Here is a 26,981-nt window from a genome sequence, read left to right on the forward strand (position 1 = left end):
GCTCAGGCGCGAGCCCATTTCTGGTTGGCTTGGCCGTTGCAGGTCCAGAGGACCAGCCGGCTCCCGTTGGCGGTGGCGGCCTGATTGACGTCCAGGCAGAGTCCGGAGTGGACATTGGCGATGGATCCGTCGGCGTTCAGTGTCCACTTCTGATTGGCCTGGCCGTTGCACGACCAGGTGAGGACTCGCGTGCCGTTGGCGGTGCCCTGGTTCTCGGCGTCCAGGCACTTGTCACCGAAGACCCGGATCTCGCCGTCCGCCCACGTCGTCCACGACTGGCTCGCCGCGGTGTGGCAGTCCCAGATCACCGTCGCCGCTCCGGGCGCGGTCGAGCCGCCGTTCACGTCCAGGCACCGGCCCGAGCCGGTACCGCGCAGCCTGGCTGTCGTGGCGGCCACGGGGTTACCGCCGGCGACCCGGTACGCGACCACGCCATGCGCCGGGACGGTGGCGGAAATCTGCCCGCCGCTGCTCGAGGTGGCTCCGGTCCACAGGTCGGTCAGCGTGAACGACCCGCCGGACAACCCGAGCTGCGCCGCCGTGGTGGTGACCGTGCCTGCCCCGCCGCCGCGGTTGAACAGACCGACCGCGACCGAGCCGTCCGACAGCGGTTTGGCGAAGACTTCCGTGGCGCCGTCGTCGCGCACCCGTCGGCCGCCCGCGCCGAGCTTGTCCTGGTTCACCGCCAGCAGTCGCGGGTTGCGCAGGATCGCGCTGACGTCGGCGGACATGGTGCGGATGTCGTTGCCCGCCATCAGCGGCGCGGACATCAGGGCCCAGAGCGCGAAATGCGCCCGCGACTCGGTCAGGGTCAGGCCCGGGCGCCCGACCACCAGCATGTCCGGGTCGTTCCAGTGGCCGGGCCCGGCCTGGGAGGCCAGGGGAGCGTTGATGTCGACGACGTTGCCGACGCCCATCGGATAGCTGTTGGTGTTGCCGTTCTGCCAGATGTCGAGCAGGTCTTCGGTGGTACGCCACAGATCGGCGACCTCGCCCCAGTTGTACTTGTCGCCGGTGATCGCGTGGAAGCTGTTGGGGTTGATGCTGTAGACGATCGGCCTGCCGGTGGCCCGGACCGCGTCCCGCATGATCGTGAAGTGGGTGACCTGTTCGTCCCGGGTGCCGTTGGGGGAGCACCAGTCGTACTTCAGGTAGTCCACTCCCCAGGAAGCGAAGGTGCGGGCGTCCTGCACCTCGTGCCCCTGGCTGCCCGTGGAGCCCGGGTGCGTGCCGACACGCTGGGCGCAGGTGCGCTCGGTCGGCACCTGGTAGATCCCGAACTTCAAGCCGCGGCCGTGGATGTAGTCGCCCAAGGCCTTCATGCCGCTCGGGAACTTCGTCGGGTGGGCACGCAGATTGCCCTGCGCGTCGCGCTGCGGATCGAACCAGCAGTCGTCGACCACCACGTACTGGTAGCCCGCGTCCCGCATCCCCGAAGAGACCATCGCGTCCGCCGCCTGGCGGACCGCCGCCTCGGTGACGCCGCAGCCGAAGCTGTTCCAGCTGTTCCAACCCAATGGGGGAGTGATCGCCGGGCTGCCCGGTGCCGCGACGGCGACCTGCCGGGCTGGTGCGACCGTGACCAAGGCCAGCGCCGCGGCCGCGATCGCCAGCAGGGCGACCAGTCGTCGACGTGATCGAGTGCGCATCCTTGCTCCTTCGGTGATGTGCGGGGTTCGGCCGTTTTCAAGTAGTCGCCGTCAGGCCCGCTGGAGTTGGAAGCGCTGGTTGGCGTTGCCGGTGAACGTCCACTGCGAGATCCGGGCGCCGTCGGCGGTGGAGGCCTCCCAGACGTCCAGTGCCAGGCCGCTCTGGCGGTTGATCAGGCTGATCACCCCGTTGCCGTGCTCGGTCGCCTGCCATTGCTGACTCGCGGCGTTCGTGTCCGGCTGTTGCGCGACGTCCGCGCCACTGCCCGGACCCGAGACCTGGAGCACGAGGCCGCTGTGCCGCGCCCTGATCCGGTAATAGCGGCCGCCGGAGTCGAGGAAGTCGAACTGCTGATTGGTCCCGCCGGTGACCGCCCATTGCCGCAGCGTGCCGCCGGCGGTGGTGGACGAGTTCGTGATCTCGGCGCTTTTGCCGCTGTGCTGGGCCACCAGCCGGTACTGGACACCGACCTGGATCGGGCTTCCGCCGGTCGTGCCGTTCAGCGCGGTGAGCACAGCGTCGTAAGCGGGCTTCTTGTTGCCACCTCGGTCGAACAACAGGGGGTTCTCACCGGCGCGCCAGGAGTCGCTGTCCCGGATTCCCCACGTGGTGATACCGGTGCAGCGCGGCACGTTCAAGCAAGCCCGGACGGTTCCGGCATACGCGCTCGCCGGCGCCTGCGCGATGTCGAGCTCGGTGATCTGCACGTCGACGCCGAGTGCGGCGAGGTTGGCCAGGGTGGTCTGGAAGGTGGCGGGCGGGCCGCCGCTGCCGAAGTGCGCCTGCAGGCCGACACAGTCGATCGGGACGCCGCGCGACTTGAAGTCACGCACCAGGTTGTAGACACCCTGGGTCTTGGCGGCGTTCCAGTCCTCGATGTTGTAGTCGTTGTAGCAGAGCTTGGCGGCGGGATCCGCCGCGCGGGCGGTACGGAACGCCTCCTCGAGGAACCCGGTGCCGAGGACGTCGCGGAACACCGACGACCGAAGCTGGCCGCTGCCACCGTCGGCGAAGGCCTCGTTGACGACGTCCCACGCGTGGATCTGGCCGCGATAACGACCCATGACCCCGTTGATGTGGTTGTTCATCACCGCGCGCAACGTGTTCGCGTCCCGGATGCCGCCCACCCAGCCGGGTAGCTGCTGGTGCCAGACCAGGGTGTGCCCACGGAGTTGCTTGTTCTGGCTGCGGGCGTGGCCGGCGACCCGATCGGCTCCGCCGAAGGTGAAGTTGCCGCGGGAAGGCTCGGTGGCGTCCCATTTCATCTCGTTCTCGGGAGTGATCGAGCTGAACTCCCGGTTGAGAATGGTGGTGTACTGCGCGTCGCCCAGCCGCCCCGCGGCCACCGCGGTGCCGAAGTACCGGCCGGACTGGGCCGCCGCGGCACCGAGGGTTCCGGCCGCGGCGCCGGCGGCGTCCGGTACGAGGGTGATCACGCTGGTCGCGGCGAGCGAAGCGATCGCCCAGCGGAGCAAGGGCCGTCTCCGCCGTCGGGGGGACCGGAGCTGCGAGTTCATACTTCCTCCTTCATCGTTGAAGGCATTCGAGCGGTGGTGCTGAGAGCGCTCCCAGTTCGGAGTGGGAAAAGCCCAGGATGTGGATGGGGGATGGCCGGACCAGTGCCCTCGAATCGTCAGGTTTCGCTGACCTGGCTGGGTTTACCGGTCCGCCGGGGGGCCATCACGTCCTGGTGGGGGTGGCAGGCAGGACAGCCGAAGTCAAGGCGGCGAAGAAGGGGGCGAGCGCGTTCCGCGGTTGAACCATGAGGACTCCCGAGTGGGGTCGAACCGGTTCGATCAGTTCGTAACCGTACTCGATCCGTTATGTACAGCGCAATGCTTCAGTCTTATCTCGGCCAATGGATCAGTCTTATCGAGCAGGGAGCCCGAAAGATCCGCCCTGGCGGGAAAGCGGTTTCCCGCAGCTTGGAGCGGGCTGGGGTCGCCCTCGACGGCAAAGGGGTCCGCGTTCGTCCAACGGGGGAATCCTTGACGTCGTTGGAAACGGATCAATATCGTCATCCCGTCACCCTCTTCACGTGCCGGTTCCGCTCGGCGGTCAGGAATGTTCCTCTGTGGACCGTCCGCAATGGACACCGTCGACGATGTCCTTGGCGTGGTCATCGGTGTGGAGCGGATCGGTGCCCGAGCGAGGAGGACGCGGGTATGCGCGTGTTTCGGATCATTGCCACGGTACTGCTGGTCGCCTGCGGCCTCCTGTCGCCGGCGAGTCCGGCCGGCGCCGGGTCGCCCCGGTACACCGGGTATCTGTTCGTCTCCTTCACCGGCGAGAACACCGCGAACGGGGAGCAGGTGCACTTCGCGCTGAGCCAGGGCGATGACCCGCTGCGGTGGCGGGAGCTGGGCGGCGGCGAGCCGGTGCTGAGGTCGACGCTCGGCACCAAGGGGGTCCGGGACCCGTTCGTCATCCGGTCGCCGCGCGGCGACCGATTCTACTTGATCGCGACGGATCTGAGGATGTACGGCCGCGACGACTGGGACCAGACCACACGCCACGGCAGCCGGTCGATGGTGGTGTGGGAGTCGAAGGATCTGGTGCGGTGGAGCGAGCCGCGGCTGGTCGAGGTGGCGCCGGAGACCGCGGGCAACGTGTGGGCCCCGGAGGCGTTCTACGACCCGGCGCGTGGTGCATACGTGGTGTTCTGGGCGTCCACGCTCTACCCGGCCGACGATCCCGGCCACACCACGAAGTCCCACAACCGGATGATGTACGCCACCACCAAGGACTTCCGCACGTTCAGCGAGCCGAAGGTCTGGTTCGACCCCGGGCATTCGGTGATCGACTCCACGGTGGTCGAGCACAACGGCGTCTACCACCGGTTCTCCCAGGACGATCGGGGTGCCGGTGGCGGTGGCTCGACGCCGTGCGGGCGGTACATCACCCAGGAGAAGTCCACGGTGCTCACCAACCCCGGGTATGCCCTGGTGAAGGAGTGCGTCGGCAAGGACGCGATCGTCGGTGGCGAGGGTCCGCTGGTCTTCCGGTCGAACACCGAAAAGCGCTGGTACCTGTTCATCGACGAGTACGGCGGCCGCGGCTATCGACCGTTCGAGACCACCGATCTGAACTCAGGCGACTGGCGGCCCGTGGCGGACGCGCAGTTGCCGGGCAAGCCCCGGCACGGCACCGTCTTGCCGGTGACGCGGGCCGAGTACAACCGGCTGGCCAAGATCTGAGGCCGCCGTCGACATCTTGCGAAGGGACCCACCGCGTGCCGATCCTGGCCACTCGTGCCCGTATTTCCGCCTCTGAGCTCTCGAAACGGCGCCGGGGGTTCGCGATCGGCGCGCTCGCCCTCGGCGCGTTCGGCATCGGCCTGACCGAGTTCGTCGTCGTCGGCCTGCTCGGACCGCTCGGTGAAGACCTCGACGTGTCCATCCCCACCGCCGGCCTGCTCGTCACCGGCTACGCGGCGGCGGTGGCGATCGGCGCTCCGATCATGACCGCAGCGGGCACCAGGCTGCCGCGCAAGACGATGCTCATCGCGCTGATGGGTCTCTTCATCGCCGGGAATGTGCTCGCCGCCGTCGCGCCCGGATACGGCGTGCTCATGACCGGCCGGGTCGTCACGGCCCTGTGCCATGGCGCTTTCATGGGCATCGGCCCGGTCATGGCGGCGAGTCTCGTCGCCCCTGAGCGGCGCTCCCGGGCCATCGCGTTGATGATGACGGGGCTGACGTTGTCGACGGTGGTCGGCGTTCCGTTCGGGACGGCGCTGGGTCAGCAGCTCGGGTGGCGTTCGGCGTTCTGGGCCATCGCCCTGATCGGTACGGCCGCGCTGGCCTCGATCGTGGCGTTCGTGCCCTCGCGAGCGAACGACCCGGGTACCGGGCTCCGCGGTGAACTGGCCGTGTTCCGCCGCTCCCGGGTATGGCTGGTGCTGACGACGACGATGCTCGGCTGGGGTGCGGCCTATGCCGCGATCACCTTCCTGGAGCCGATCCTGACGCGTGTCGCCGGTTTCGACGCCTCGGCGGTGCCGTGGCTGTTGTTGCTCTTCGGCGCGGGGCTGACCGGCGGCAACCTGCTCGGCGGAAGGCTCGCCGACCGGGCACTCATGCCCACGTTCTACGGCACCATCGTCGCGGCGATCGTCGCACTGGCCGTCTTCGCCTTCGCGGTGCACCAGCAGGCGTCGGCGGTGGTCATGGTGTTCGTGATGGGTGCCGCCGGGTTCGCGATGGTCCCCGTCTTCCAGACCCGCATGATGGACGCCGCCAAGGACGCGCCCTCGCTCGCCTCCTCGTCGAACGCTTCGGCGTTCAACGTCGGCATCGCCCTCTCCGCCTGGCTCGGCGGGATGGCGATCGACAGCGGGTTCGGGCTGATCGCCCCGGTGTGGATCGGCGTGGCACTGGGCGTCGCAGCGCTCGGCGTCGCACTGGTATCCGGCGCCATCGAGCGCCGCGACACCCGCTGAAATCTGTCAGCTAACCGCACTGACTGGGTGGCTCGACGGAAGCCGGGCCACCCAGTGCGTCGCTCTTCAGTCTCAGTTGACGTTGGCCGAGAACGAGTTGACCGCGAGGCCGACTCCGCCGCTCCAGGGCTCGAATCCGGCCTGGATGCTGGTCAGGTACCAGGATCGGTCGACACGGGTGCGGGCGTCGACGTCGTTCACGAAGTCCATGACGTTGAACGACCAGCTCGCGATCGGGGACTGGGCGACGTAGGAAACCACGTCGTTGCCGCCGTTGTTGCCTTGCCACACTTCCCAGCCCCGGCCGCCGATGGTCGTGGTGCCGACCCGGCCGCCGATCGGTTGCACGCCGCCGGTGCGGTTGAACCAGATCATCAGCTCCATCTGGTTGACCCCCGTGGTCTTCGCGGTCGGATCCATCCAGATGTCGTAGGAGGCGTTGAAGGTGGACCCGCCGACGTAGTTGTAGGAGATCGACGACTGCGCGTTGCCGATCCGGCTCAGCTGTCGCGGCAGGTTCGTACCGGGAGAGCAGTTCCCGTAGTGGCAGCCAAGGTAGACCGCCGGATACGACAACGGCGCTCCGCCGCTGGTGGAGCCCTGCTGGGTCTGGATCCGGAACCCGCTGCCGGTGACGTTGATGCACTGCGTCGCGTTGCTGCCCCACCGGTTGTTCATGACGACGTACCGGCCGCCGATCGTGGTCGATCCGTACTGGTCACAGATCAGTGTGTCCGCATGGGCGGGCGGCGCCGCTTCGACGGCCGGTGCCATGAGCCCGGCCGTGGCCAGTGCTACCGCGGACAGGGCGTGTTTCAGTTTCACGTTCCGCCTCCACCTCGTTGTGCGGGGAGCATCTCTGGGAGCGCTCTCAGGTCGGATCGCTTTCGATGAAACCACAAGAAGACCCGTGAGCAAAGAGTGCGGCCGTGATCAAGTTTCGAAGAGTCCGCCGCGGTGAGCCCTTTTCGACCCGCGCTTTCGCCTGACTGTCCACTGTGGAGTTTCAGGGCCCGCGACCATGCGCCACGCTAGGATTCGATGCGCGGTCGCCGGACATCGGGCTCTGGTCGGGCCCGGTAGTGTGCCGGTACTCGACAACACCGTCCGCGCGAAGATTCTCGGAGAGAGCGATGAGCATGGATGAGGCCTCACGACTGAGTGCGTCGGTGGACAAGGTCTCCGTTGGGCGGGTGTACGACTACCTGCTCGGCGGGACGCACAACTATGCCGTCGACCAGGCTTTCGCCGAGAAGCAATTGGCCGTGCTGCCGGAGATCCGGGACTTCGCCCGCGCCAACCGGGCGTTTCTCGGCCGTGCGGTCCGTTTCATGGTCGGGCAGGGCATCCGGCAGTTCGTGGACATCGGTTCCGGACTGCCGACACAGGGCAACGTGCACGAGGTCGCCGACGAGGTCGCACCGGGTGAATGCCGGGTGGTCTACATCGACAACGAACCGATCGCCCGGGCACACGCGCAGATCCTGCTCGAGGAAACCGCGGACCCGGACCGGCACGCCGCGCTGGACGCCGACTTCTTCGACCGGGGCCTGCTGTGGGACCGTGTGCTCGATACCGGTTTGATCGACCGGACCCAGCCCGTCGGGCTGCTGCTGGTCGCCCTGTTGCATTTCATGTCCGACGAGCAGAACCCGCATTCAGCGCTCGCCTCCCACCGCGCGATGCTGCCGCCGGGCAGCTTCCTGGCGGTCTCGCACATTCACGTGGCGCCTGAAGACGTGGAGACGCAGAACGCGGGCAAGCGGGTGGCGCAGGAGTACGGGCGCCGGACCAACCACACCGCGATCATGCGTTCACGCGAGCAGATCGCGGAGTTCTTCGGAGACTTGGAGCTGGTCGAGCCCGGTCTGGTGTGGCTGCCGCAATGGCGACCCGACACCCCGGGCGCGGACGAGGACGCAGCGCGCTCGCGCGGCCTGGCCGGGGTGGCGCGCACCCCCTGAACACATAAAAGAAGGCCTGCATCAGCGCCTCGGAAATCTTGTAACGTGACTTCGGTGGAAGGGACGCAACCACCGACCGAAGCCGTGCCCGGCCTGACCCTCGCCGGTGGGCGCTACCGGCTGCTCAGCCCACTGGGACGTGGCGGCTACGGCTGTGTTTGGCTGGCGGAGGACGGCGTCCTGGGCGTTCAGGTGGCGATCAAGGAGGTCGCGGTCCCGCCAGGGGCCGCCGGAGTGACCGCCGAGATGATCGAACGAGCCACGTGGGAGGCCCGCAACGCCGCTCGGCTGCGCGATCACCCCGCCATCGTGACCGTGCACGACGTGCTGGTCGAGCGGGGCGTGCCGTGGACGGTCATGCAGTACGTCCCCGGCCGGTCGCTGGCCGACGAGGTCGACCTGACCGGGCCGGTTCCCGTCGCGACGGCACATCGTGTGGCGCTGGCGATGTTGTCGGCCTTGTCCGCCTGCCACGAAGCGGGGGTGATCCACCGCGACGTCAAACCGCACAACATCATGCTCGCCGAGGACGGCACGCCGATGCTCACCGACTTCGGCATCGCCAAGGCCACCGGGCAGGCGACCGTCACCGAGGACGGCATGGTGATCGGCTCGATCACCTACCTCGCGCCCGAGCGAGCCAAGGGGCTCCCCGCGACGCCTGCTTCCGACCTGTTCTCGCTGGGAGTGACCCTGTTCGAAGCGGTGGAGGGAGTGCCGCCGTTCCACCGAGGGTCGGGGATGGCGACCCTGTCCGCGATCCTGCTGGACGACCTGCCCACCCCGCGCCTGGCCGGGCCGCTCGCTCCGGTCATCCAGGGCCTCACCGCCAAGGACCCCGGCCTGCGGTTGACCGCCGCGCAGGCCACCGCTCTGCTGGCCGGGCAGTCACAGAGACCGACAGTGGGGCAGGACGAGTTCGACGTCGTCCTCCGCCATGCCGGTCGCAAGAAGATCCAAGTCATCAAGGTCGTCTACAAGGACCTCGGCCTCGGGCTTGCTCTGAGAGAAGCCACGAACCTCGTCGAAGCCGTCCCGCAGACGATTCTGAAGCGGGTCACTCGACGAGCCGCCGACGATGCCAAGCAGAAACTCGAGGCGGCCGGAGGCACAGTCGTCCTGACGCCCCAGACCGGACCAGACACGAGGCCGGAGCCGGCCTGACCAAGTCGCGTTCGCGATCGAAGTGAGTCGGCTCGCTGTGCCGAGCCGGAAGTCAACCTGTGCGGTAGGGATGTCGTCCCGGAGCCGGACGCGCCGCGGACGTTTCGACGGCTATCGTTCCGTGTGCGCCCACCGACCTGGTTGAGAAAGATCGCCCCCGAGGTGGCCGACGCGGTACTCGCCGTGTTCATGACCTGGTTCACGGTCGAGGCGGGCTTCGCCGTCCATCTCCCGGGGTTCAGGCCGTTCGACGCGACCGGTATCGCGCTGAGTGTGCTGGTCAACGCCCCACTGGCGGTTCGGCGCCGTGCGCCGCTGGCGGTCTTCGTCCTGTTGCTGGCCGGATGGGCCGGCTTCCTGGTGCCGGGGTACTGGCCGGGCGTCAGCGCGCTGGCGCTGCTGCTCGGCTTGTACACCGTCGCCGCGCACCGGTCCCTTCCAGTGACGGCGGTGTGCGCCGCGGCCACGCTGGCGGGCGAGACCTACGCGGCCTGTCATTCCCAGCTGATCGGCTCGACGTGGACGGCGGTGTTCCAGAGCCTGCTGCTGACCGGCGTCGCGTGGGGTTTCGGCACGAACGCGGGACGGCTGGCCCAGCGCAACGGCCAGCTGCGGGTGCTGACCGGACAGCTGCGCCGCGAGCAGGAAGACCGGGAGCGGCGGGCCGTCACGGAGGAACGGGTTCGCACCGCGCGAGAGCTGCATGACGTCGTGGCCCATCACATGTCGGTCATCGCGGTGCAGGCGGAGATGGCGCGGTACGTGTTCGAGTCGGATCCGGCGGCCAGCCGGACGGCGCTGGACGTCATCGGCCGCACCAGCAGCGAGGGTTTGGACGAATTGCGGCGCATGCTGACCGTGCTGCGGTCCGGCGAGGACGACGACACCTACGTACCCGCTCCTGGACTGGAGGGACTGGAGGAACTGGCGGCGAGAGTCGGCGCCGCCGGGGTGCGCGTCGAGATCTCCGTGCGGGGGAAGGCGCGCTCGCTGCCGGAAGGAGTGGAACTCTGCGTCTATCGTGTCGTGCAGGAGGCGCTGACCAACGTGGTCAAGCACGCCCGTCCGGCCAGGGCATGGGTGTCGCTGACCTATGGCGCGGAGGAAGTGTCGGTCCGGATCGCCGACGACGGCCGGTCGGAGCGGTTCCAGGAGAGCGCCGGGCACGGCATGATCGGCATGCGTGAGCGCGCCGAACTGTACGGGGGAACACTCGTGGCCGGCGCGGGCGCGGAAGGGGGTTTCGTGGTGACGCTCGTGCTCCCGCTGGCAGCCGGGGGAGTCGGTTCATGATCGAAGTGCTGGTCGTCGACGACCAGGATCTGGTCCGTGCCGGATTCGTCGCGCTGCTGCGGGCCGCGCCCGGCATCACCGTCGTCGGCGAGGCCGCCGACGGAGAGCAGGCGGTTGACCTGACGGCGCGGCTGCGGCCCGACGTCGTCTTGATGGACATCCGGATGCCGGGCACGAACGGGGTGGTCGCGACCGAACGCATCCTCGCCGCGGAAAGTGATCGCCCGACCCGTGTGCTGGTGCTGACGACGTTCGACCTGGACGAGTACGTGTATGCGGCGCTGCGCGCGGGGGCTTCGGGCTTCCTGTTCAAGGACGTCCGTGCGGAACGGCTGGTCACCGCGATTCACACGATCGCGGCGGGGGAGCAGCTGTTCGCACCGTCTGTCATGCGGCGGCTGATCGAGGCCTACGCGAACCGGCCGGACCGGCGGGCCGCCGCTCGCGGACCTGAACTGGACTGCCTCACCGCACGGGAGACCGAGGTGCTGCGGCTGGTCGGCAAAGGCATGACCAACGGCGGTATCGCCGGCGAGCTGGTGGTGAGCGAGTCCACGGTGAAGACGCACGTGAACCGCGCGATGACGAAACTCGGTCTGTCCAGCCGCGCGCAGATCGTCGCACTGGCCTACGAATCCGGTCTCGTCAAGCCGGGCGGCTGAGGCTTCCGGACGGCGATCCCGGAAGCCTCAGGACAGTTCATCGCCCGGCTTGCAGGGCCCGCCAGGTGTTCGCGCCGGCGATCCCGTCGGCGTCGAGGCCCCGGGAGGCTTGGTAACCCTTGACGGCCGTGGTGGTCTTGGCGCCGAATTTGCCGTCGACGGTCAGATTCGCGGTGGTGGCGGCGTTGAGGGACCGTTGCAGCCGGAAAACGGCTTCACCGGACGAGCCGTCCTGAAGCTGCGGAGTGCTGCCGCGGGCCAGCAGTGCCGTCCAGGTGTGTGAGTCCACCGAGTCCGCCTCCGCGAGTCCCACCTGTGCCTGGAACCGCTTCACCGCGGACACGGTCGCCGGATCCAGGACACCGCTGGGATCACCGGCACCCGTGTCCTGTCCGGCGGCACGGAGCAGGCATTGTGCCGTCTTCACCTCGGGCCGGGTGACGCCGGGCTCGAGCCGCGGATAGGGACCGTCGACTCCGACGCTCGCGCAACCGCGGGACCGGGACACCAGCTCGGTCGCGGCGCGCTTGCCCTCGGCGGCCGCGTCGGCGGCGTCCTGGATGGGCGATGCCTTGACGCCGGGGAAAAGAATGTAGTCGACGACCCTGCCGGACACCCCGCCCGAACGCGGGTCGGGGTTGATACCGAGCGCCTTGGCCAGCGCGTAGGAGCCCTCGCCGATCGCCCCCGCCGGGCCGACGTCGCCCACGACGGCATAGGCGACCCTGCCCTGATAGACGACCGCGGCGACGGTGCCACCGGTGATGCCGGAGCGGGCGTAACTCCAGGTCGAGCTGATCCCGGGGACCACGATGTAGGGCAGTTTCTCGGCGTTGAGCGGCTTGCCGTCCGACTGCGACCACGCGGTCTGCCCCTGCCAGGAGGGATCGGTCGAAGCGTTGCACTTCTCGGTGCGCTGGCCATCGCAGTCGACCGTCATCCCGGATCGCCAGTGCACCGCGCCGCCGGTCGCGCAGACGGGAACCGTGCGCGTACCGCCGCTGCGCTCGGCGTATTTCCCGGCGGACACCTGCTGCGCGCAGGTCGCGACCACCGCGCTCAACTCGGCGCCGGTCGGATCAGCGGCCGTGACCGCGCTCGCCTGGTTCGCCGTCGCGAGGCCGCAGACGACCATCATGGCCATTCCCAGTGCTGCCGTCGTCAGCCGCATCGCGCCTCTTCTCTGTCCACAGTGGAGTTTCATTTGCCCGCCTGCAACGCCGCCCAGGTCTTCGCGCCGACGATTCCGTCGGCGGTGAGGCCTTGCGCGCTCTGGTACCGCTTCACCGCCGCGGTGGTGTTCGGGCCGAACCGGCCGTCGAGTTCGAGGCCCGCGTCGAGGGCGGCGTTGAGCGCGCGTTGAAGGCGCAGCACCGCGTCTCCGGAGGCGCCGTCCTGGACCTGCGGCGTCGTGCCCCTCGCCAGCAAAGCCGTCCACGTGTGCGAGTCCACCTTGCCGAGTGACGGCAGGCCGACGCTCGCCTGGAACTGTTTCGCGGCGTCGGCGGTCGTCGCGTCGAAGGTGCCGGTGGGGCCGTTCGCCCCGGTGGGGAATCCGGCGGTGGTGAGCAGGCACTGTGCGGCCTTGACCAGGTTCCCGGTCGCGGCCGGGGCGATCTCGGGATAGCGTGGGTGGTCCAGGCTCACCGCCGCGCAGGTCTTGGCGTCGCCTTCGATGACGTTGCGGTACCGGATCGCGGTGAATCCCGCCGTCCGATCGGCCGACCACGTGCGCTGTGACGCGACCGTCCCCGAGCGGTACTCCTCCCACACCACCGCCTGGGTCTTCGCGGCGTCCGCCCACCGGATGAACAGCGCCATGTGCTGGTGGGCGCTGGAATGCACCCACAGGCTGTCACCCGGTAGGAGGTTCTTCTTGTCGATCCGGGTGGCGACCTGCATGATGTCGCCCGTCCAGCGCGCGGTCTTCAGCCCCCAGGCCATCGACACGTAGCCGGAACAGTCCTGCCGGTAGGTGCCGTACTGATTGGTGTGCTTCGCTTCCTGACTGTAGGGCACTCGCTCGTCGAGCCAGCTCTTTGCTCTGGTCAGGATGTCGTCGCGGGTCAGTTTCAGATCGGCCGTGGGATGCCCGGCGGACTGGAGATCCGGTTCCGCGTTGGCGAGCCGGGGTACCGGCTGGAGAAGTCCACAAAGGACCAAGACGGCGGCGAGGATGCTCGCGGCTGTGGTTCGCATGGACTCAGCATCGAAGGACCGGCCGGGCATGGCAAAGGTTTTCGCCTACCCCAAAGGGTGTCGCGCGGGTCAACCCTGGTGGTAGGCGGACCAGTCCTGCGCGGTATTTGTGCCTTCGACGGTGTCGGGAAGCGCCGCGGATCCCCTAACATCGGGCGTCGCAAGGGGGTTCGCCAGGCGCCGTGGTTCCATCCGGTGGCCTGCCGGCATGAGGGTTCGTTTCAGGGGGATGTCATGTCGCGTGTGCTTGTTTTCGATGACCGGGAGCACGGTTCTCGTAGGGAACGTCCGTGCTGAGGATCTATTTCACTCCAGAAGATCTGGCCAGGACCCGGATCAGTCCGGCACCGCAGCCGATGTGGGAGATCCTGCTCAGCATGTACCGGCTGCGAGGCCGCGAAGGCGGGGTCATCTTCGAAGAATGGCGAAGATCCGTGGCTCAGGCGGCACACGTCACCACCCGGCCGCTGGCCGACCTGGCCGCGCAATCCGGCTACGCGGTCGATTTCATCACCCCGACCCTGCGGAACCTCTCGCTGGCGGAAGGGCTTGAAGCGCTGCGTCGCACCCCGAAGAGGCGCCTTCGGGCCGATCTGGCCGTGCTGGCCGGAAGCCGGCGGCTCCCCTCGTGGACCGCAGGGCTCGCCGAGGGCAGGCCGGAGACGCTCATCCGGCTCGCCGACTCGGTCGAGCGGTACTTCACGGCCTGCCTCGCCCCGTACTGGGTGCGGGTGTGCGGCCGGGTCGAGCAGGAACGGGCCAGACAGGTGAAGACGATGACCGAGGAGGGGTGCGAGTCTCTGCTCGCCAGGGTGCACCCTACGGCGCGGTGGAACTATCCCGTGCTGGAGCTGGACTATCCGGTCGAGCACGAACTGCGGCTGAACGGGCGGGGACTGTGTCTCACGCCGTCCTTTTTCTGCTGGGGACTGCCGACGACCTTTTTGGACGGTGAGCTGGAACCGACCCTGGTGTACCCGATCGAGCACAAGGTGGGCTGGTCGGGAGACAGAGCGACGCACCGGCCGCTGACGTCCCTGCTCGGCAGGACACGGGCCCGGGTCCTCGAGACCATCGGGGAGCGCCCCGGCACCACCACCGAGGTGGCTTCCCGCACGAAGACCAGTCTCCCGACGGCGAGCCAGCAGGCCGCCACCCTGCGCGCGGCAGGGCTGATCACCAGCAGCCAGAACGGGCAGTCCGTGCTGCATTCGATCACCCCGCTCGGGCTCGCGCTCCTGGCGGAAGGCTGAACGTCCGGGGCCCGGTCGCGAGCAACTCACGGCCGGGCCCCGGACTCCGGTCACGGGGTCTGCAGGCCCGGACGGCCTTCTTCGATCACGTACGAGCGCAGCGTCGTCACGGGTTCGCCGCGGACGGTGACCTTCTTGACGGCCCGGAAATCGACGTCCATCTTGGTCTGGCTCAGCTTCGCGCGGACGTAACCCCGGTGCTGGGAGTAGAACTTCAGGTGCGGGTTGCCCGCCTGGTCGGGGACGCCGGTGGAGTCCGCGCCGTTGCCGCCGGAGGAGACGGAACTGGTGACCAGTTCGGTTCCGACCACCGGGGAGCCCGGATTGGTGTAGTCCACCTTGAGTTCGTTCGCCCAGGCACGGTGCACGTCACCGGTGAGGACCACCGGGTTGCGGACACCGCGCTGGACCCAGCCCTTCTGGATGCGGTCACGGGAAGCGGGATAACCGTCCCAGCCATCCATTCCCGACGCGCCGTTCGCGTCCGCCCGCCGGGCGAAGAACACCTGCTGGCCGATCACGTCCCAGGTTCCCTGCCGCTGGGAGAACCCGTCGAGCAGCCAGTTCTCCTGCGCGATACCGGGCAGGCTCCGCGACGGATCACCGGCTTCAGGGCAGTACTTCCAGCCGTCGCCGCACGCCTGGTCGCTCCGGTACTGGCGGGTGTCGAGCATGTGGAAGGTGGCGAGCCTGCCCCAGCGCAGGCGCCGGTACAGCTGGATCTTGTCGCCGTTCGGTTTCGCCCCGCCCCGCAGCGGCATGTTCTCGTAGTACGCCTTGTAGGCGTCCTCGCGGCGCTTGGCCCAGCCGTCCGGCAGAGAGGGTTTGTCGTTGTCCCGCTTGCCCGCGGCGTAGTTGTTCTCGACCTCGTGATCGTCCGGTACGACCAGCCAGGGAGCGACGGCGTGCGCGGCCTGGAGGTCGGCGTCCATCTTGTACTCCGCGTACCGTTGCCGGTAGTGGGCGAGTTTGGTCAGTTCCGTCTTGTTCTGGTGACGCCGGGGGCACGGATCGTCTTGCCCGTGGCTGGTTTCGTAGATGTAGTCACCGAGGTGCAGGATGAGGCCGGGACGTTCCTCGGCCATCCGGCGGTACACGGTGTAGAACCCGTCTTCGTAATGCGCGCACGAGGTGAACGCCATCAGCAGGTCGCGTCCGAACGTGTCGAACGCGGGCGCGGTGCGGGTGCGGCCGACGGGTGAGATATGCCCCGCGGCGCGGAACCGGTAGTAGTACTCGTAGTCCGGCTGCAGCCCGTTGACCTCGACGTGCACCGAGTGCGCGTCGGCGTACACGGCGGTGAACTGGCCCTTCTTGACCACGTTCGTGAACTTGTCGTCGGTCGCGACCTCCCAGTCCACCGCGGTCGACGTGGTGGGCATCCCACCGTTGCCGTTCTCCAGCGGTTCCGGCGCCAGCCTGGTCCACAGCACGACACCGTCGGGCAACGGGTCGCCCGACGCGACACCGAGCTTGAACGGGTAGGGCAGCGCCGCGCTCGCCCGGCCGCCCAGTGCCACGGCCCCCACGGTGACGGCGGTACCGAAGACGAAGGTCCGTCGGTTGAACTTGCTCATGTCCCCATCCCCTACTTAGGTGTTTCCAGGTTGTCGTCCAGCACGGCGGAGTTGCCCGCGAACGGCGCCCCCGGGCCGAACGCGGTCGGTGTGCCGATCTGGGCGCGGCCGAGCTTGTGTGCCGCCGTCACCGTGAGCGCGTTGCCCGCCAGCCCGGTGTTCAGCACGAACATCGCTCCGGTCTGCGGGCTGCCGTCCTCCCAGGGAGCCGAGACGGTCAGTTCCGGTTTGCCGTCGCCGGTGATGTCGAGGATCCGCAGGCCGTACCCGAAACCCTCGCCCGCTGCCGCGCCGGCGTTGACCGGCGCGGTGTTCTCGCCGACCGCGGTGGCGGGGAAGGAGGACAATCCGGTCGCGCCGCCGCGCAGCAGGCACAGCGCGCCGGTGCGGTTGTCCTCCTTGAGCACTCCGACGGCCAGGTCGTCGAAGGTGTCGCCGTCGAGGTCGCCGACGGCGAGGGAGCCCCCGAACTGGTCGTTCGCCTCGGGGCTGCCCGGGATCGCGTCACCGGACTGGTCGATCACCTCGACCGCGGTGGTCAGCCCGGCGTTGCCGCCGCGTACGGCGACGAGCGCGCCGGATCCAGCCGGGCCGCCGCGACGGCGGTCGGCCTGGATCACCAGGTCGGCGTTGGCCCCGCCGTGGAAGCGGCCGATCACCGCGCCCCGCCATTTCCCGTGGGTGGCCGCGTTGCCGACGCTGATGTAGGAGGACGCCTTGGCGGAGAGCCCGCTCGCCGTACCGTGCAGCAGGTGGACCGAGCCCCAGGCGTCGGCGGTCCCGGTGATCACCTCGCCGGCCGAGATGACGGCGAGATCGTCCCGCTTGTCGCCGGTGACGTCACCGGCGGTGAGCGCCCAGCCCATCAGGTCGCCGGCCTCGGCCGCCCCGGCGAGATCCGGATCGTCCTGGTTGAACGCGATCGCGTTCCGCGCGGTGAGCCCGGCGCTGCCGCCGTAGAGGATCCACACCGCGCCGGCGCGCGCCTTCGTCTCGATCGCCTCACCCGGCGACCCGATGCCGAGGTCGGCGTAGCCGTCCCCATTGAAGTCGCCGGTGGCCAGACTGGCTCCGAACTGGTCGCCGGCCTCCATCACTCCCGGCACGTCCGCGGTGTCCTGGTTGATCGTCCCGAGCGGTCCGGGAAGAGCACGGAGATAGGGCGCTGTGCGCTGCCCGTAGAGGACGCTGACCGCGCCGGCGTTCGCCAGGCCGTTGACCGACTCTCCCGGGTTGCCGATCGCGACGTCGGCCAGCCCGTCCCGGTTGAAGTCGCCGGTCGCGAGGGCGGCGCCGAATTTGTCGGAGGCTTCCATGCCCAGCCCGACACCGGCGGTGTTCTGGTTGACCAGTGCCGCGGGGGCCCCGGGGAGAGTGGTCCCGCCGGGCACCACTTGCACGGAGCCGCCGAGGTCGTTGGGCTTGAGGGAGGTGTCGCCGCTGTAGGTCAGCCGCGCTCCCGTGGACAGCACGAGGTCGGCGACGCCGTCCCCGTTCACGTCCGTCTGCGGTGAGGCCGCGAGTGCCGTGGGCATCGGTGCGGCGGCCACCGGGGACGTCACGAAGGTCAGTGCGGCCGCGGCCGCCAATACGGGAAACCATTTTTTCGCCACGATCGACGACGGTAGGAAGCGGGTACGAGCGCGGACAATGGTTTTCGGCTGGGTGAAAAGGTCCCTCACGGTGCTCACCGTCCTGCCTGCAGCGCGGCCCAGGTGGCCTGGCCGACCACGCCGTCCACATCCAGGCCGCGGGCGCCCTGGTAGTCGCGGACCGCCTTTTCGGTGTTCGGCCCGAACGCGCCGTCGATGGCGAGGGTCTTGCCGGACGTGGCGGTGAGGGCCCGTTGCAGCCGGTTCACCGCGGCTCCGGTGGCACCCTGCCGCAGGGTGGGAGTGTCCCCTGTGGACAGTAACGCGGTCCAGGTACGCGCTTCGATCTCACCGGTCGCGGCGAGCCCGTGAGCCTGCTGGAACGCCTTCGTGGCGGACACCGTGGGTTCGTCGAAAGTGCCGGTCGGACGGCCCTTGGGCGTCAACAGGCATTGCGCCGCTTTGACCGGGTTCCCGGTCGCGCCCGAGGCGATTCTCGGATAGGCGGCGAAGTCGAGGCTTACCGTGTCGCACGGGAGCGTCGTGCCGGGTCCGACGTCGAGGTAGTCTCGGTCGATACCGGAAATCCGGACCCCGCCCCAGGTTTCCGCGACCTCACCGGCGTACTGGTGGATCCGCTGATGGCTCACCCAGTACGTGCTCGGTGCGTAGGAGCCGGTGTCGGTGTCGGCCTTGTCGTTCCACCAGGCGAACCAGATGTGGTCCGGCTTGGTGTAGGAGGTGTTCGTGTAGGCGCTCGCCAGATCCTTGATCCCGGATCCGGCGCTCGTGTAGACGCCGGAAAGCCAGCCCTTCGCGTGGAGCGCGTCGGTCCAGCCGCTGACATAGGACAGCACACCGGCCTTGCACGCCGTCGTCGACGAGTAGCCTTCGATGTCGCTGTAGATCACGCTGCCCGGACCGAAGCCGAGCGCGGTGTTGGCCGTGATCGCGCTCGCCGCCGCGTCGCGGCCCTGTTGCCGGGCGACCGACGGGTCGCTGGACATCTTCAGCCGATAGTCGGTGCACGGCGCCTGCCTGCCGACGTCGGTGAGGATGAAGCGCCAGCCGCGGGCGGCCTGGTTCGCGACCCAGGCCGGAGTGAGATTGGGCTGCGCGCAGGCACGCAGGTTACCGCTCGAGTAGATGCCGACGGCGCGATACGGAGAGGCACGCCAAGCGTCCATTGTGGCCTGTGCCGGTGCCGCGCAGGCTTCGAATCCCTTGCCCTGGAAGCTTCCGGGGGCCACGATCGGCGCCGCCGCGGCCGCCTTCGCCGGTCTGGCGGGCAGGGCGGCACGCGCGCCGCCCGGGACCAGACGTGCTCCGGACAGCGCCGCCCGCATGGTCTGTTCGGTCTGGCCGGTATGCCCGGCGGTGACCAGGACACCGGCATCGGGGACCGCGACCCGGATCGTGTCTTCGCGGGACGGCGTCCCGGGTGGCGGGGTGGCCGTCCCCGGCGGAGCGGTCACCACGCCATCGGGCACCTGCTCGGGCGTCAGCTCCGCGAGCGGTTCGATCACCATGCCCGCCGTCCGGTCGACGATTTTCGCCGGGCAGTCCGGTTCTTCGGCCTGGTGTCCCAAGTAGACGGTCTCGCTGTCGAACCGGACGCAGGCGCTCGGCGTGGTGGCCAGATCGACCACCCGCCAGCCGGCGGGAACGTCGAGCTGATAGCCGTGGTAGGTGACGGTGCGCGAACCCGTGTCCGCGACGGCGGCCGGGGTGGTCGTGGTCGCGGCCGTCAGCAGAGCGAAGGCGATCGCGGTGGCGCTTGCGCGCCAGGTGGGTTTCATCGGTTCTCCTCCCGGAATCGAGGGCGGGAGGTTATCGGCGCGTGGCGAAGGGCCGGAAGCGTTTTGGCGCCCGTGGAAAGGCTTCCGGCGCAAGGAATCCGCGTTCTACGGTTCCGGCTCCGTACCTGGACGAGCAAGGAGTGTCATGCGGCGCCTACTGACTTTTCTCGCCACCGTCGTGGCCATGGTGATGATCGGTGCGGGATCCGCGCACGCGGCGCCCGCCCCGGCGTGGCCGTTGGTGGGAGGTGATTCCACCGGCCCGGAGGTGACGTCGGCGCAGTATCTGCTCCGGCAGCGCGGCGCGCAGATCGACGCCGACGGCATCGTCGGCCCGAAAACCCAAGCGGCGGTGAAAGCGTTCCAGACCGCTCAGGGACTGACGGCCGACGGCATCGTGGGTCCCAAGACCTGGAGCAAACTGGTGGTGAACCTCGACAGCGGCGCGACCGGCGAGGCGGTGACGGGCGCACAACACCAGCTGGTGCGCCACGGTTACCAGGTCAAACCGGACGGTACGTTCGCGGCGAGTACCGCGAGCGCGGTGACCGCCTTCAAGACCAAGCACGGGCTCCCCGCGACGTCGCTCATCGACGCCACCACGTGGCAGTGGCTCATCGGCGGGACCCCGTCCGTCACGGGCTGGTCGCTACCCCTCTCGCGCGCCACCCTGCCACGCAGTGAGTACGACGATCCGCATCACGACTACCCGGCGATCGATCTGCCGGTCGGCGCGGGCACGCGGGCCCTCGCGGTCACCGCCGGCACGGTCGCGCTGGTCAACGACAGCACCTGCGGTAAAGGCGTGGTGCTGAGCGCGAACGGGGCTCGTTTCGTCTACTGTCACTTCTCCCAGCACGCCGTGGCGTCCGGGGCGACGGTCCAGGCCGGCCAGCTCGTCGGCTACACGGGGAACACCGGAAACTCGACCGGGCCGCATCTGCACTTCGGCGTCAAGATCGGCTCGACCAGTCATTGCCCGCAGCGGTTGCTGCTGGCGATCTACGACGGCGTCGCCCCTCCCGCGCCGTCGAGCCTGCCCACCTCGGGCTGTTCGTACTGAAACCCCTGCGAAACCCGGAGAAACCCATGCGCAGATTAGCGGCGGCCCTCGCCGTCTTGGTGCTGTCGGCCGGATCGACGGTTCTCACCGTGGCACCGGCCCACGCGTACGGCAACGCCTTCTTCCATACTCAGAGCAGCGGAAACCGAGGCGTGGAAGTGCTCGCGATACAGAATCTGCTCGCCCAGCACGGACACGCTGTCCCCGCCACCGGCGTGTTCGACCCCGCCACGGTCGCGGCCGTGCGTGCCTTCCAGACCGCCAAAACCCTCGGGGTGGACGGGATCGCGGGACCGAAGACCTGGGCCGCGCTGGCTCCGACGGTCCGGGCGGGCGACGGCGGTGAGGCGGTCAAAGCACTTCAGGTGGAATTGAACGCCAAACGCCGGCTGAACCTTCCGGTCAGCGGGCGGTTCGACGCGGCGACGACCACAGCGGTCCGCGGCTTCCAGGAGCACGCCGGCATCGCCGTGGACGGTATCGCCGGGCCCGCCACGTGGAAGAACCTCGTCTGGCACCACGACTATCCCGACTTCGGCCAAGGGCTGTGTGATCAGGATCCCGACGGGAACGGAACGGCGGCGAACTGGGGAACCGGTGCCGCGGTGGCGCAGCTCGAACAGGCGGCGAAGACGTTCTCGGCCACGGGCCGCGGGAAAGTGCCGATGGGCGACTTCGGTTTCGAACACGGCGGCGCGATCCCCGGGCACGGCAGTCACCAGGTGGGACTCGACGTCGACCTGTGGCCGGTGCGGACCGACGGCGCGCAGTGTAGTGCGGGCCGGATCACCTGGCGATCGTCCACTTACGACCGAGCGGCGACGCGCGAACTGGTCAAGACGATCCGGGCGGCCGCGCCAGGGCACGTGAAGCTCGTCTTCTTCAACGATCCCACGCTGATCGACGAAGGCCTGACGGCCAGCTATCCGAATCACGACAACCATCTGCACGTCCGCTACTGCGAAGCGGTGCATCCGAACAACCTTTATGTCTGCTGAGACACCGCCAAGGTCAGGGCCAGGTCAACTCGCCGTCGGTGATGACGGGATGCCGTTCGCGACAACGAGGTTCACGGTCGTGGACGTAGTTGTCGAGGCGTTCGGCGATCTCGTCGAGGATCTCGGTCACGCTCGCCCAATCGGACCGGTAGATCCCTTCGCTGGCATACCACTCCATGACGTGGCCGTGGTCTTCACCCGGCCGGAGATCGACACACAGCAGACCTCCGTCGATCGCCCGGCCGATGGGGAGAACCGCGGTGCAGAAGGGAAATCCGTGCTGACCGGCCTGCTTGTGGTGTGTTCCTCCGGGAGTACAGCAGCCAGGGTCGGGGTACCGTGACTGCCTGCCGTACTCGTCCTCGGCCCGAGCCACCGGCAGCGGCAGATAGCCCTTCGGGATCAGATACCCGGCTCGGTTCCCGCCGCCGTGATCACGCTGGTCGTCGACGCCGTCCGTCGCGGCCCACCAGGCGACCAGGTCGGGCGGCAGTTCGAGGCCCACCCGGTCCCGCAGGCGTTCGACGGCTGCGGCCGGCGCCGGGGGCCGGATCTCCCGCGCGGTGGCGCGTGCGTGTTCGGCCAGCAAGGCCGTGATCCGCTGCCAGGTCTGTTCCACCGCCGTGCTCATCAGCGCCCCCTTTTTCTCGATGGGCCACCGTAGCGAAAGCCGGCACGCGGATCACTCAGGAGGCTGCTTCCGTGTCGGGGGATTCGAGGAACTCGCCCACCACGTCGGACTCTTCACCGTCGAGTTCGACGAAGATGCTCAACGCTTGGAATGCGTATTCCCTTGCCGGGTCGCACAGATTCGTGCGGCGGTGCAGTTCCGCGGTCCTTCGTATCGGTTGCGATGCTCGCGCCACGGCTCAGGTTTCCGTGTCGATCAGGTCATCACCATGCCGGTGGATCTGAACCTTCTCGTCGCCACCGGGATCCGAAGGGGCCCGGCAAAGTCGGGATGCTGCAGGTCGGGGACCTCTTGGTCATGGCGCAGGCCGACGTCTATGAAGGATTTGGGACGTTCACCGTCCCCAATCCTCCACACTCGGACCCGCGGGCATCAGCGATGCCACATCCGGACCACCAAGAGCCGCACTGACCTGCAAGATCGCGACTTTGCCGGGACCCTGCCGCGATCCGATCCGGCACAGAACTCACATTTCGCGGGCCTGCGTCGTCGAGTGGGCAGAAGATCCACTACGGCAAAGGAGATCGCGATGGACGCCCGGCTCGACTACTTCCGCAACCCCGTCGGCGGAAAGTTCATGCGGAACATCATCTCGGCGGGGAGAGCGCTGGCCGGTTCACCGCTGTCGCTCACGACCCAGGAACTCGTGCGGATGCGCGCGAGCCAGATCAACGGTTGCGCCGTCTGCCTGGACATCCACACCAAGGAGGCCGCAGCCGCCGGGGAGTCCGCCGTGCGGATCAACCTGGTCGCGACCTGGCGCGAGGCGACGGTCTTCACCGAGGCCGAGCGCGCGGCGCTGGAGCTGACCGAGCAAGCCTGCCGGATGGCCGACAGTGCCGGTGGCGTCACCGACGAAGCCTGGGCGAACGCCGCCCGGCACTACGACGAGGACCAGCTCGCCGCGCTGGTGGGGGTGATCGCGCTGATCAACGCCTTCAACCGGGTGAACGTTCTCGTGCAGAACCCCGCGGGGGACTACCAGGCGGGGCAGATCGTCTAGTGACCGTGCCGCCGGGCCCGTGTCGCTGACCCGGGCCCGGCGAACCGTCACTCAACCGTCCATGGCCGGAGCTTCTCGGGGTTTCGGACACCCCAGATGTGCCGGATGCGGTCGTCGGCGACGTCGAAGGCGAACACCGCGACGGTCAGGCCGCCTTGCCGGAGCACCAGACCGGGGCGTCCGTTGACCGTCCGCTCCAAGAGCGCGAGGTCGGACGTCTTGCGTGCGACCTCCATGAGATAGGACGCGACCCGCTCCGGCCCTTCGAAGGGGTGGAGCGCCGCGCTGACGAGTCCGCCACCGTCGCCGACCGCCTTGACGTCGGGGTCGAGTAGGCCGATGAGCGCGGTGATGTCCTTGGTCTCCCACGCCTTCTTGAACTCCTTGACGAGATCGGCCTGCCGGGTGACCGGGGTGGGGGAGGCCTGTGCCGCGCGGATGCGGCGGCGCGCGCTGGAGGCGAGCTGGCGACAGGCCACCGGAGTGCGACCGACGATCTCCGCCACTTCGGCGAAGGGGTAGCGGAAGACCTCGTGCAGGATGAACGCGACGCGTTCGGCCGGGGTCAACGACTCGAGCACGACGAGGAAGGCCATGGTGATCGACTCGTCGAGGGTGACCCGGTCGGCCGGGTCGTCGACGGCGGACGGCGGCCGTCCGATCGTCCCTTCGACGCGTCCCGGCACCGGTTCGGGAATCCATTCGCCGACGTAGCGTTCCCGTCTCGCTCGCGCCGAGCCGAGCAGATCCAGACAGATGCGGCTGGCCACCGTGGTCAGCCAGGCCCCAGGTGAGTCGATCGCGCCCCGCTGGGCGGAGGTCAAGGCGTACCAGCGGGTGTAGGTCTCCTGCACGACGTCCTCGGCCTCGGACAGCGAGCCGACCAGCCGGTACGCGAGTCCCATCAGCTGGCGCCGCTCACTCACGATCGCCCGCAGCCCAGGGTCGAGCTGATCGGGTGCCGGTTCGTTCATGGGATTTCGCCTCCTGGTCGCGTGCAACTGTCCCTGATACGACGAGGGAGCCCCGCTGGATGTGAGGTCAGCACGCACCTCACATTCGGCGGGGCTCTGTCGTCGTAGTGCTGAGACTCAACACCTTCCGGCTAGGAGCCCAGCATGACGACGATGACCACGTTCAGCGAACTCACCGGTGATTACTCGCTCGACGCCGCCGGGACGACGCTCGCCTTCGTCTCCCGGCACACCATGGCCAGCAGGGTGCCCGGGCATTTCGACGAGTTCGACGGCAGCGTGCACCTCGATGGGGACGACCCGTCGAGGTCCAGCGTGCGGCTCACCGTCAAGGCCGCGAGCATCCACACCGGTCACCAGCAGCGCGACGACCACCTGCGCACCGCGTTCCTCGACGTGACAGGTCATCCGGACATCACTTTCGTGTCCACCGCGGTCCGGCACCTCGACGGCCCCCGGTTCGAGGTCAGCGGGAGCCTGACCATCCGAGGTGTCACGAAGGAGGTCGGCGTCGCCGTCGAACTGACCGACGCCAGGCCCGGCCCGGCGGGTGGCTTCAGGGCAGGATTCACGGGAAGTGTCACGATCGACCGTAATGCGTGGGGCGTGAACGCGAACTTCGCCACCAAGCTCATGATCAGCCCCAAGGTGACCTTGCAGTTCACTGTCGCCGCGAACCGGCGATCCCCGCGGAGCTGACCCGCCACGCGCGATCGCGCAGGGTGAGCCGGTCCGCGGGTAGGGTCGTCCTTGATGATCGACCGACAGCGCCTGCTGGTTTGGTGGGGCGCCCTGCGCTACACGGCGTTCATGGGAACCGATGTCCCGCCGAAGCGGTCGGCGGGATTACGCAGGTTGCGTGCTCTCGCAATCATCGGGTTCGGTCTGTGGTCGGGTTTCGTGACGTTCTCGACCGTTTCGACGTTCCCGGCCGCGAAAGTCTTCAACGTGGTCGTCACCGTGCTGCCCTGTCTGCTGGCGGTCCGTTCGCCGCTGTGGGGATGGCGTGCGCTGATCGTGGGCATCGTGCTCACCCCGTTCACCCTGCCCGGCATAGCCGATTCCTGGGGCTGGCCGTGGGCGCCGGGACTCGCGCTGACGGCCGTGATCGTCTTCTACCTGGTGGGGGAGAGCAACGACCAGGCGGAACTGACGTGGGCGGCGCTGATCTCGTTGGGCGCCGTGTCACCCTTCCTCGACGATTGGCGTGACGCGGGACTGCTCGTGGTGCTCGGCGGAACTGTGTTCTTCGTCGGCAACACGGTGCGTCAGCGCAGGCTCGCCGAAGAAGCCCGCGTGGCACAGCAGGAACGCCGGCTCGCCGAAGAGACCCGGGCAGCGCTTCTGGAGGAACGAGCGGGTATCGCACGGGAACTCCACGACGTCGTCGCGCACCACATGTCCGTCCTCGCGTTGCGGGCGGATTCGGCGCGTTTCCGGTTCCCCGGCCCGGCCGGGCCCGACCGTGATGCCGAGATCTGGCGGGAGTTCGCCGATCTCGCCGGAACCGCTCGTGAAGGCCTGACCGAACTGCGCAGGCTGCTCGGTGTCCTTCGGTCCGATGACAGCGCTCCCTTGGTCGCCCCGCAGCCCGGGCTGGGCAAGGTGGTCGAGCTCGTGGAAGGGGTCAAGGCCGCGGGCACCTCCTGCGACCTCAAGCTGCGCGGTGACCTCGACGCTGTCCCGGTCGGGGTCGCGTTGTCGGTGTTCCGGATCGTGCAGGAAGCACTCAGCAACGCCATCCAGCATGCTCCCGGCGCGTCGATCTCCGTCGAACTGGCGACCGGGGCGAGTTCCGTTCGGCTGCTCATCGAGAACGGGCCTGGTGCCGGGCCGACGCGGACAGCGCAGGCGGGCAGCGGGCACGGCCTGGTGGGAATGCGGGAGCGGGCCGCTATGCTCGCGGCGGATCTCGAGGTGAGGGAGAAGCCGGACGGTGGTTTCCTGGTCGCCTTGACCGTTCCGCTCGATCGGGAGGGGCAGCCGCAACCGTGATCTCGGTGGTCATCGCCGACGACCAGACCATGGTCAGGCAGAGTTTCCGTGCGGTGCTCGACGCGCAGGCCGACATGCGAGTGGTCGGAGAGGCCGCTGACGGGGCCACCGCGGTCGCCCTCTGCGCCGAACTCGAGCCGGACGTCGTCCTGATGGACGTGCGCATGCCCGAACTGGATGGTCTCGAGGCGACCCGGCGGATCGTGGCAGGGCGGCACGAAGTCCGCGTCCTGATCCTCACCACCTTCGACATCGACGAATACGTGTTCGGCGGGCTACGGGCAGGCGCCAGCGGTTTCCTGCTGAAAGACTCCCCGCTGGACGATCTGGTCACCGCGGTCAGGGTGGTCTCCGCGGGCAACGCGCTCTTCGCCCCGACGATCACCAGGCGCCTGATCGGTGAGTTCACCCGCACCCACGCGTCGGCGCACGCATCGCATGCGCTCGTGGCGGAATTGACCGCCCGTGAGACGGACGTGCTCCGGCTGATCGCGCGCGGACTCTCCAACACGGAGATCGCCGAAGCGTTGGTGATCGCGGATCAGACGGCGAAATCCCACGTCAGCAGGGTTTTCGCCAAACTGGGTGTCCGGGATCGGGCGCAAGCGGTGATGGTCGCGTACGAGGCGGGCCTCGTCGTGCCGGGCGGCATGCCCTGATGGA

At 68.6% G+C, this 26,981-nt stretch carries 23 protein-coding genes; 13 read left to right on the forward strand and 10 right to left on the reverse strand.

Features of this window, described 5'->3' with window-relative positions; genetic code table 11:
• Window positions 1–2 precede the first annotated feature (2 nt).
• Both ACZ7KI_RS17365 and ACZ7KI_RS17370 read right to left on the reverse strand, forming a co-directional pair.
• Window positions 3–1,649: a glycoside hydrolase family 27 protein gene (locus tag ACZ7KI_RS17365; RefSeq protein ID WP_470274121.1), complete on the reverse strand. Its 1,647-nt coding sequence runs from the start codon at window positions 1,647–1,649 to the stop codon at window positions 3–5.
• A 51-nt stretch (window positions 1,650–1,700) separates the two neighbouring features.
• Window positions 1,701–3,167 (reverse strand): glycoside hydrolase family 10 protein, encoded by a 1,467-nt coding sequence (locus tag ACZ7KI_RS17370; protein ID WP_470274122.1) that lies wholly within the window; start codon window positions 3,165–3,167, stop codon window positions 1,701–1,703.
• Between the two features lie 648 nt (window positions 3,168–3,815).
• Here ACZ7KI_RS17370 and ACZ7KI_RS17375 point away from each other — a divergent pair.
• Window positions 3,816–4,847 (forward strand): glycoside hydrolase family 43 protein, encoded by a 1,032-nt coding sequence (locus tag ACZ7KI_RS17375; protein ID WP_470274123.1) that lies wholly within the window; start codon window positions 3,816–3,818, stop codon window positions 4,845–4,847.
• 41 nt (window positions 4,848–4,888) lie between these two features.
• On the forward strand, window positions 4,889–6,091 hold the full coding sequence (locus ACZ7KI_RS17380; protein ID WP_470274286.1) for an MFS transporter: 1,203 nt from the start codon (window positions 4,889–4,891) through the stop codon (window positions 6,089–6,091).
• 72 nt (window positions 6,092–6,163) lie between these two features.
• Here ACZ7KI_RS17380 and ACZ7KI_RS17385 read toward each other — a convergent pair whose 3' ends face one another.
• Window positions 6,164–6,916: a GH12 family glycosyl hydrolase domain-containing protein gene (locus tag ACZ7KI_RS17385; RefSeq protein ID WP_470274124.1), complete on the reverse strand. Its 753-nt coding sequence runs from the start codon at window positions 6,914–6,916 to the stop codon at window positions 6,164–6,166.
• 314 nt (window positions 6,917–7,230) lie between these two features.
• On the opposite strand from ACZ7KI_RS17385, the gene ACZ7KI_RS17390 reads away from it, so the two are divergent.
• From ACZ7KI_RS17390 to ACZ7KI_RS17405, 4 genes are all read left to right on the forward strand, one after another.
• Window positions 7,231–8,055 (forward strand): SAM-dependent methyltransferase, encoded by an 825-nt coding sequence (locus tag ACZ7KI_RS17390; RefSeq protein ID WP_470274287.1) that lies wholly within the window; start codon window positions 7,231–7,233, stop codon window positions 8,053–8,055.
• A gap of 45 nt (window positions 8,056–8,100) precedes the next feature.
• The gene (locus tag ACZ7KI_RS17395) at window positions 8,101–9,219 is read left to right on the forward strand and encodes a ribosomal protein L7/L12 (RefSeq protein ID WP_470274125.1); all 1,119 of its coding nucleotides are present in this window, start codon (window positions 8,101–8,103) and stop codon (window positions 9,217–9,219) included.
• Window positions 9,220–9,342: 123 nt separating this feature from the next.
• Window positions 9,343–10,512 carry a sensor histidine kinase gene (locus ACZ7KI_RS17400; protein ID WP_470274126.1) on the forward strand — a complete coding sequence of 390 codons (1,170 nt, stop codon included), beginning with the start codon at window positions 9,343–9,345 and terminating at the stop codon, window positions 10,510–10,512.
• A complete protein-coding gene (locus ACZ7KI_RS17405) occupies window positions 10,509–11,174 on the forward strand; it encodes a response regulator (protein ID WP_470274127.1) in 666 nt (221 codons plus the stop codon). Before ACZ7KI_RS17400 ends, ACZ7KI_RS17405 begins: the two co-directional genes overlap by 4 nt.
• Window positions 11,175–11,211: 37 nt before the next feature.
• Here ACZ7KI_RS17405 and ACZ7KI_RS17410 read toward each other — a convergent pair whose 3' ends face one another.
• Both ACZ7KI_RS17410 and ACZ7KI_RS17415 read right to left on the reverse strand, forming a co-directional pair.
• Complete coding sequence (locus tag ACZ7KI_RS17410; RefSeq protein WP_470274128.1) at window positions 11,212–12,345, reverse strand: peptidoglycan-binding protein; 1,134 nt, start codon at window positions 12,343–12,345, stop codon at window positions 11,212–11,214.
• Between the two features lie 29 nt (window positions 12,346–12,374).
• Window positions 12,375–13,373 carry a peptidoglycan-binding domain-containing protein gene (locus ACZ7KI_RS17415; protein WP_470274129.1) on the reverse strand — a complete coding sequence of 333 codons (999 nt, stop codon included), beginning with the start codon at window positions 13,371–13,373 and terminating at the stop codon, window positions 12,375–12,377.
• Window positions 13,374–13,663: 290 nt separating this feature from the next.
• Here ACZ7KI_RS17415 and ACZ7KI_RS17420 point away from each other — a divergent pair, with 290 nt between their 5' ends.
• Window positions 13,664–14,626: an ArsR/SmtB family transcription factor gene (locus tag ACZ7KI_RS17420; protein ID WP_470274130.1), complete on the forward strand. Its 963-nt coding sequence runs from the start codon at window positions 13,664–13,666 to the stop codon at window positions 14,624–14,626.
• 50 nt (window positions 14,627–14,676) lie between these two features.
• On the opposite strand, the gene ACZ7KI_RS17425 is transcribed toward ACZ7KI_RS17420, so the two are convergent.
• The 3 genes from ACZ7KI_RS17425 to ACZ7KI_RS17435 form a co-directional block, all read right to left on the reverse strand.
• Window positions 14,677–16,203, reverse strand: coding sequence for an alkaline phosphatase D family protein (locus tag ACZ7KI_RS17425; protein WP_470274131.1), 1,527 nt, complete (start codon window positions 16,201–16,203; stop codon window positions 14,677–14,679).
• Between the two features lie 11 nt (window positions 16,204–16,214).
• Window positions 16,215–17,816, reverse strand: a complete 1,602-nt coding sequence (locus ACZ7KI_RS17430; protein ID WP_470274132.1) for a hypothetical protein — start codon at window positions 17,814–17,816, stop codon at window positions 16,215–16,217.
• Window positions 17,817–17,890: 74 nt separating this feature from the next.
• A complete protein-coding gene (locus ACZ7KI_RS17435; protein WP_470274133.1) occupies window positions 17,891–19,594 on the reverse strand; it encodes a glycoside hydrolase domain-containing protein in 1,704 nt (567 codons plus the stop codon).
• A 145-nt stretch (window positions 19,595–19,739) separates the two neighbouring features.
• On the opposite strand from ACZ7KI_RS17435, the gene ACZ7KI_RS17440 reads away from it, so the two are divergent.
• The gene (locus ACZ7KI_RS17440; RefSeq protein WP_470274134.1) at window positions 19,740–20,657 is read left to right on the forward strand and encodes a peptidoglycan-binding protein; all 918 of its coding nucleotides are present in this window, start codon (window positions 19,740–19,742) and stop codon (window positions 20,655–20,657) included.
• Window positions 20,658–20,683: 26 nt separating this feature from the next.
• Window positions 20,684–21,655, forward strand: coding sequence for a peptidoglycan-binding domain-containing protein (locus tag ACZ7KI_RS17445; protein WP_470274135.1), 972 nt, complete (start codon window positions 20,684–20,686; stop codon window positions 21,653–21,655).
• A 13-nt stretch (window positions 21,656–21,668) separates the two neighbouring features.
• Here ACZ7KI_RS17445 and ACZ7KI_RS17450 read toward each other — a convergent pair whose 3' ends face one another.
• The gene (locus ACZ7KI_RS17450) at window positions 21,669–22,286 is read right to left on the reverse strand and encodes an SMI1/KNR4 family protein (protein WP_470274136.1); all 618 of its coding nucleotides are present in this window, start codon (window positions 22,284–22,286) and stop codon (window positions 21,669–21,671) included.
• A 589-nt stretch (window positions 22,287–22,875) separates the two neighbouring features.
• On the opposite strand from ACZ7KI_RS17450, the gene ACZ7KI_RS17455 reads away from it, so the two are divergent.
• Window positions 22,876–23,349 (forward strand): carboxymuconolactone decarboxylase family protein, encoded by a 474-nt coding sequence (locus tag ACZ7KI_RS17455; RefSeq protein ID WP_470274137.1) that lies wholly within the window; start codon window positions 22,876–22,878, stop codon window positions 23,347–23,349.
• Window positions 23,350–23,396: 47 nt separating this feature from the next.
• Here ACZ7KI_RS17455 and sigJ read toward each other — a convergent pair whose 3' ends face one another.
• The gene (gene sigJ / locus ACZ7KI_RS17460; protein WP_470274138.1) at window positions 23,397–24,323 is read right to left on the reverse strand and encodes an RNA polymerase sigma factor SigJ; all 927 of its coding nucleotides are present in this window, start codon (window positions 24,321–24,323) and stop codon (window positions 23,397–23,399) included.
• A 144-nt stretch (window positions 24,324–24,467) separates the two neighbouring features.
• Here sigJ and ACZ7KI_RS17465 point away from each other — a divergent pair, with 144 nt between their 5' ends.
• From ACZ7KI_RS17465 to ACZ7KI_RS17475, 3 genes are read left to right on the forward strand one after another with little or no spacing between them, the layout of a single operon-like run.
• On the forward strand, window positions 24,468–25,022 hold the full coding sequence (locus tag ACZ7KI_RS17465; protein ID WP_470274139.1) for a YceI family protein: 555 nt from the start codon (window positions 24,468–24,470) through the stop codon (window positions 25,020–25,022).
• Between the two features lie 54 nt (window positions 25,023–25,076).
• Window positions 25,077–26,318 (forward strand): sensor histidine kinase, encoded by a 1,242-nt coding sequence (locus tag ACZ7KI_RS17470; RefSeq protein ID WP_470274140.1) that lies wholly within the window; start codon window positions 25,077–25,079, stop codon window positions 26,316–26,318.
• Window positions 26,315–26,977, forward strand: coding sequence for a response regulator (locus ACZ7KI_RS17475; RefSeq protein WP_470274141.1), 663 nt, complete (start codon window positions 26,315–26,317; stop codon window positions 26,975–26,977). Before ACZ7KI_RS17470 ends, ACZ7KI_RS17475 begins: the two co-directional genes overlap by 4 nt.
• Window positions 26,978–26,981 lie beyond the last annotated feature (4 nt).

The organism is Amycolatopsis sp. NPDC039088 (genome assembly GCF_055598845.1).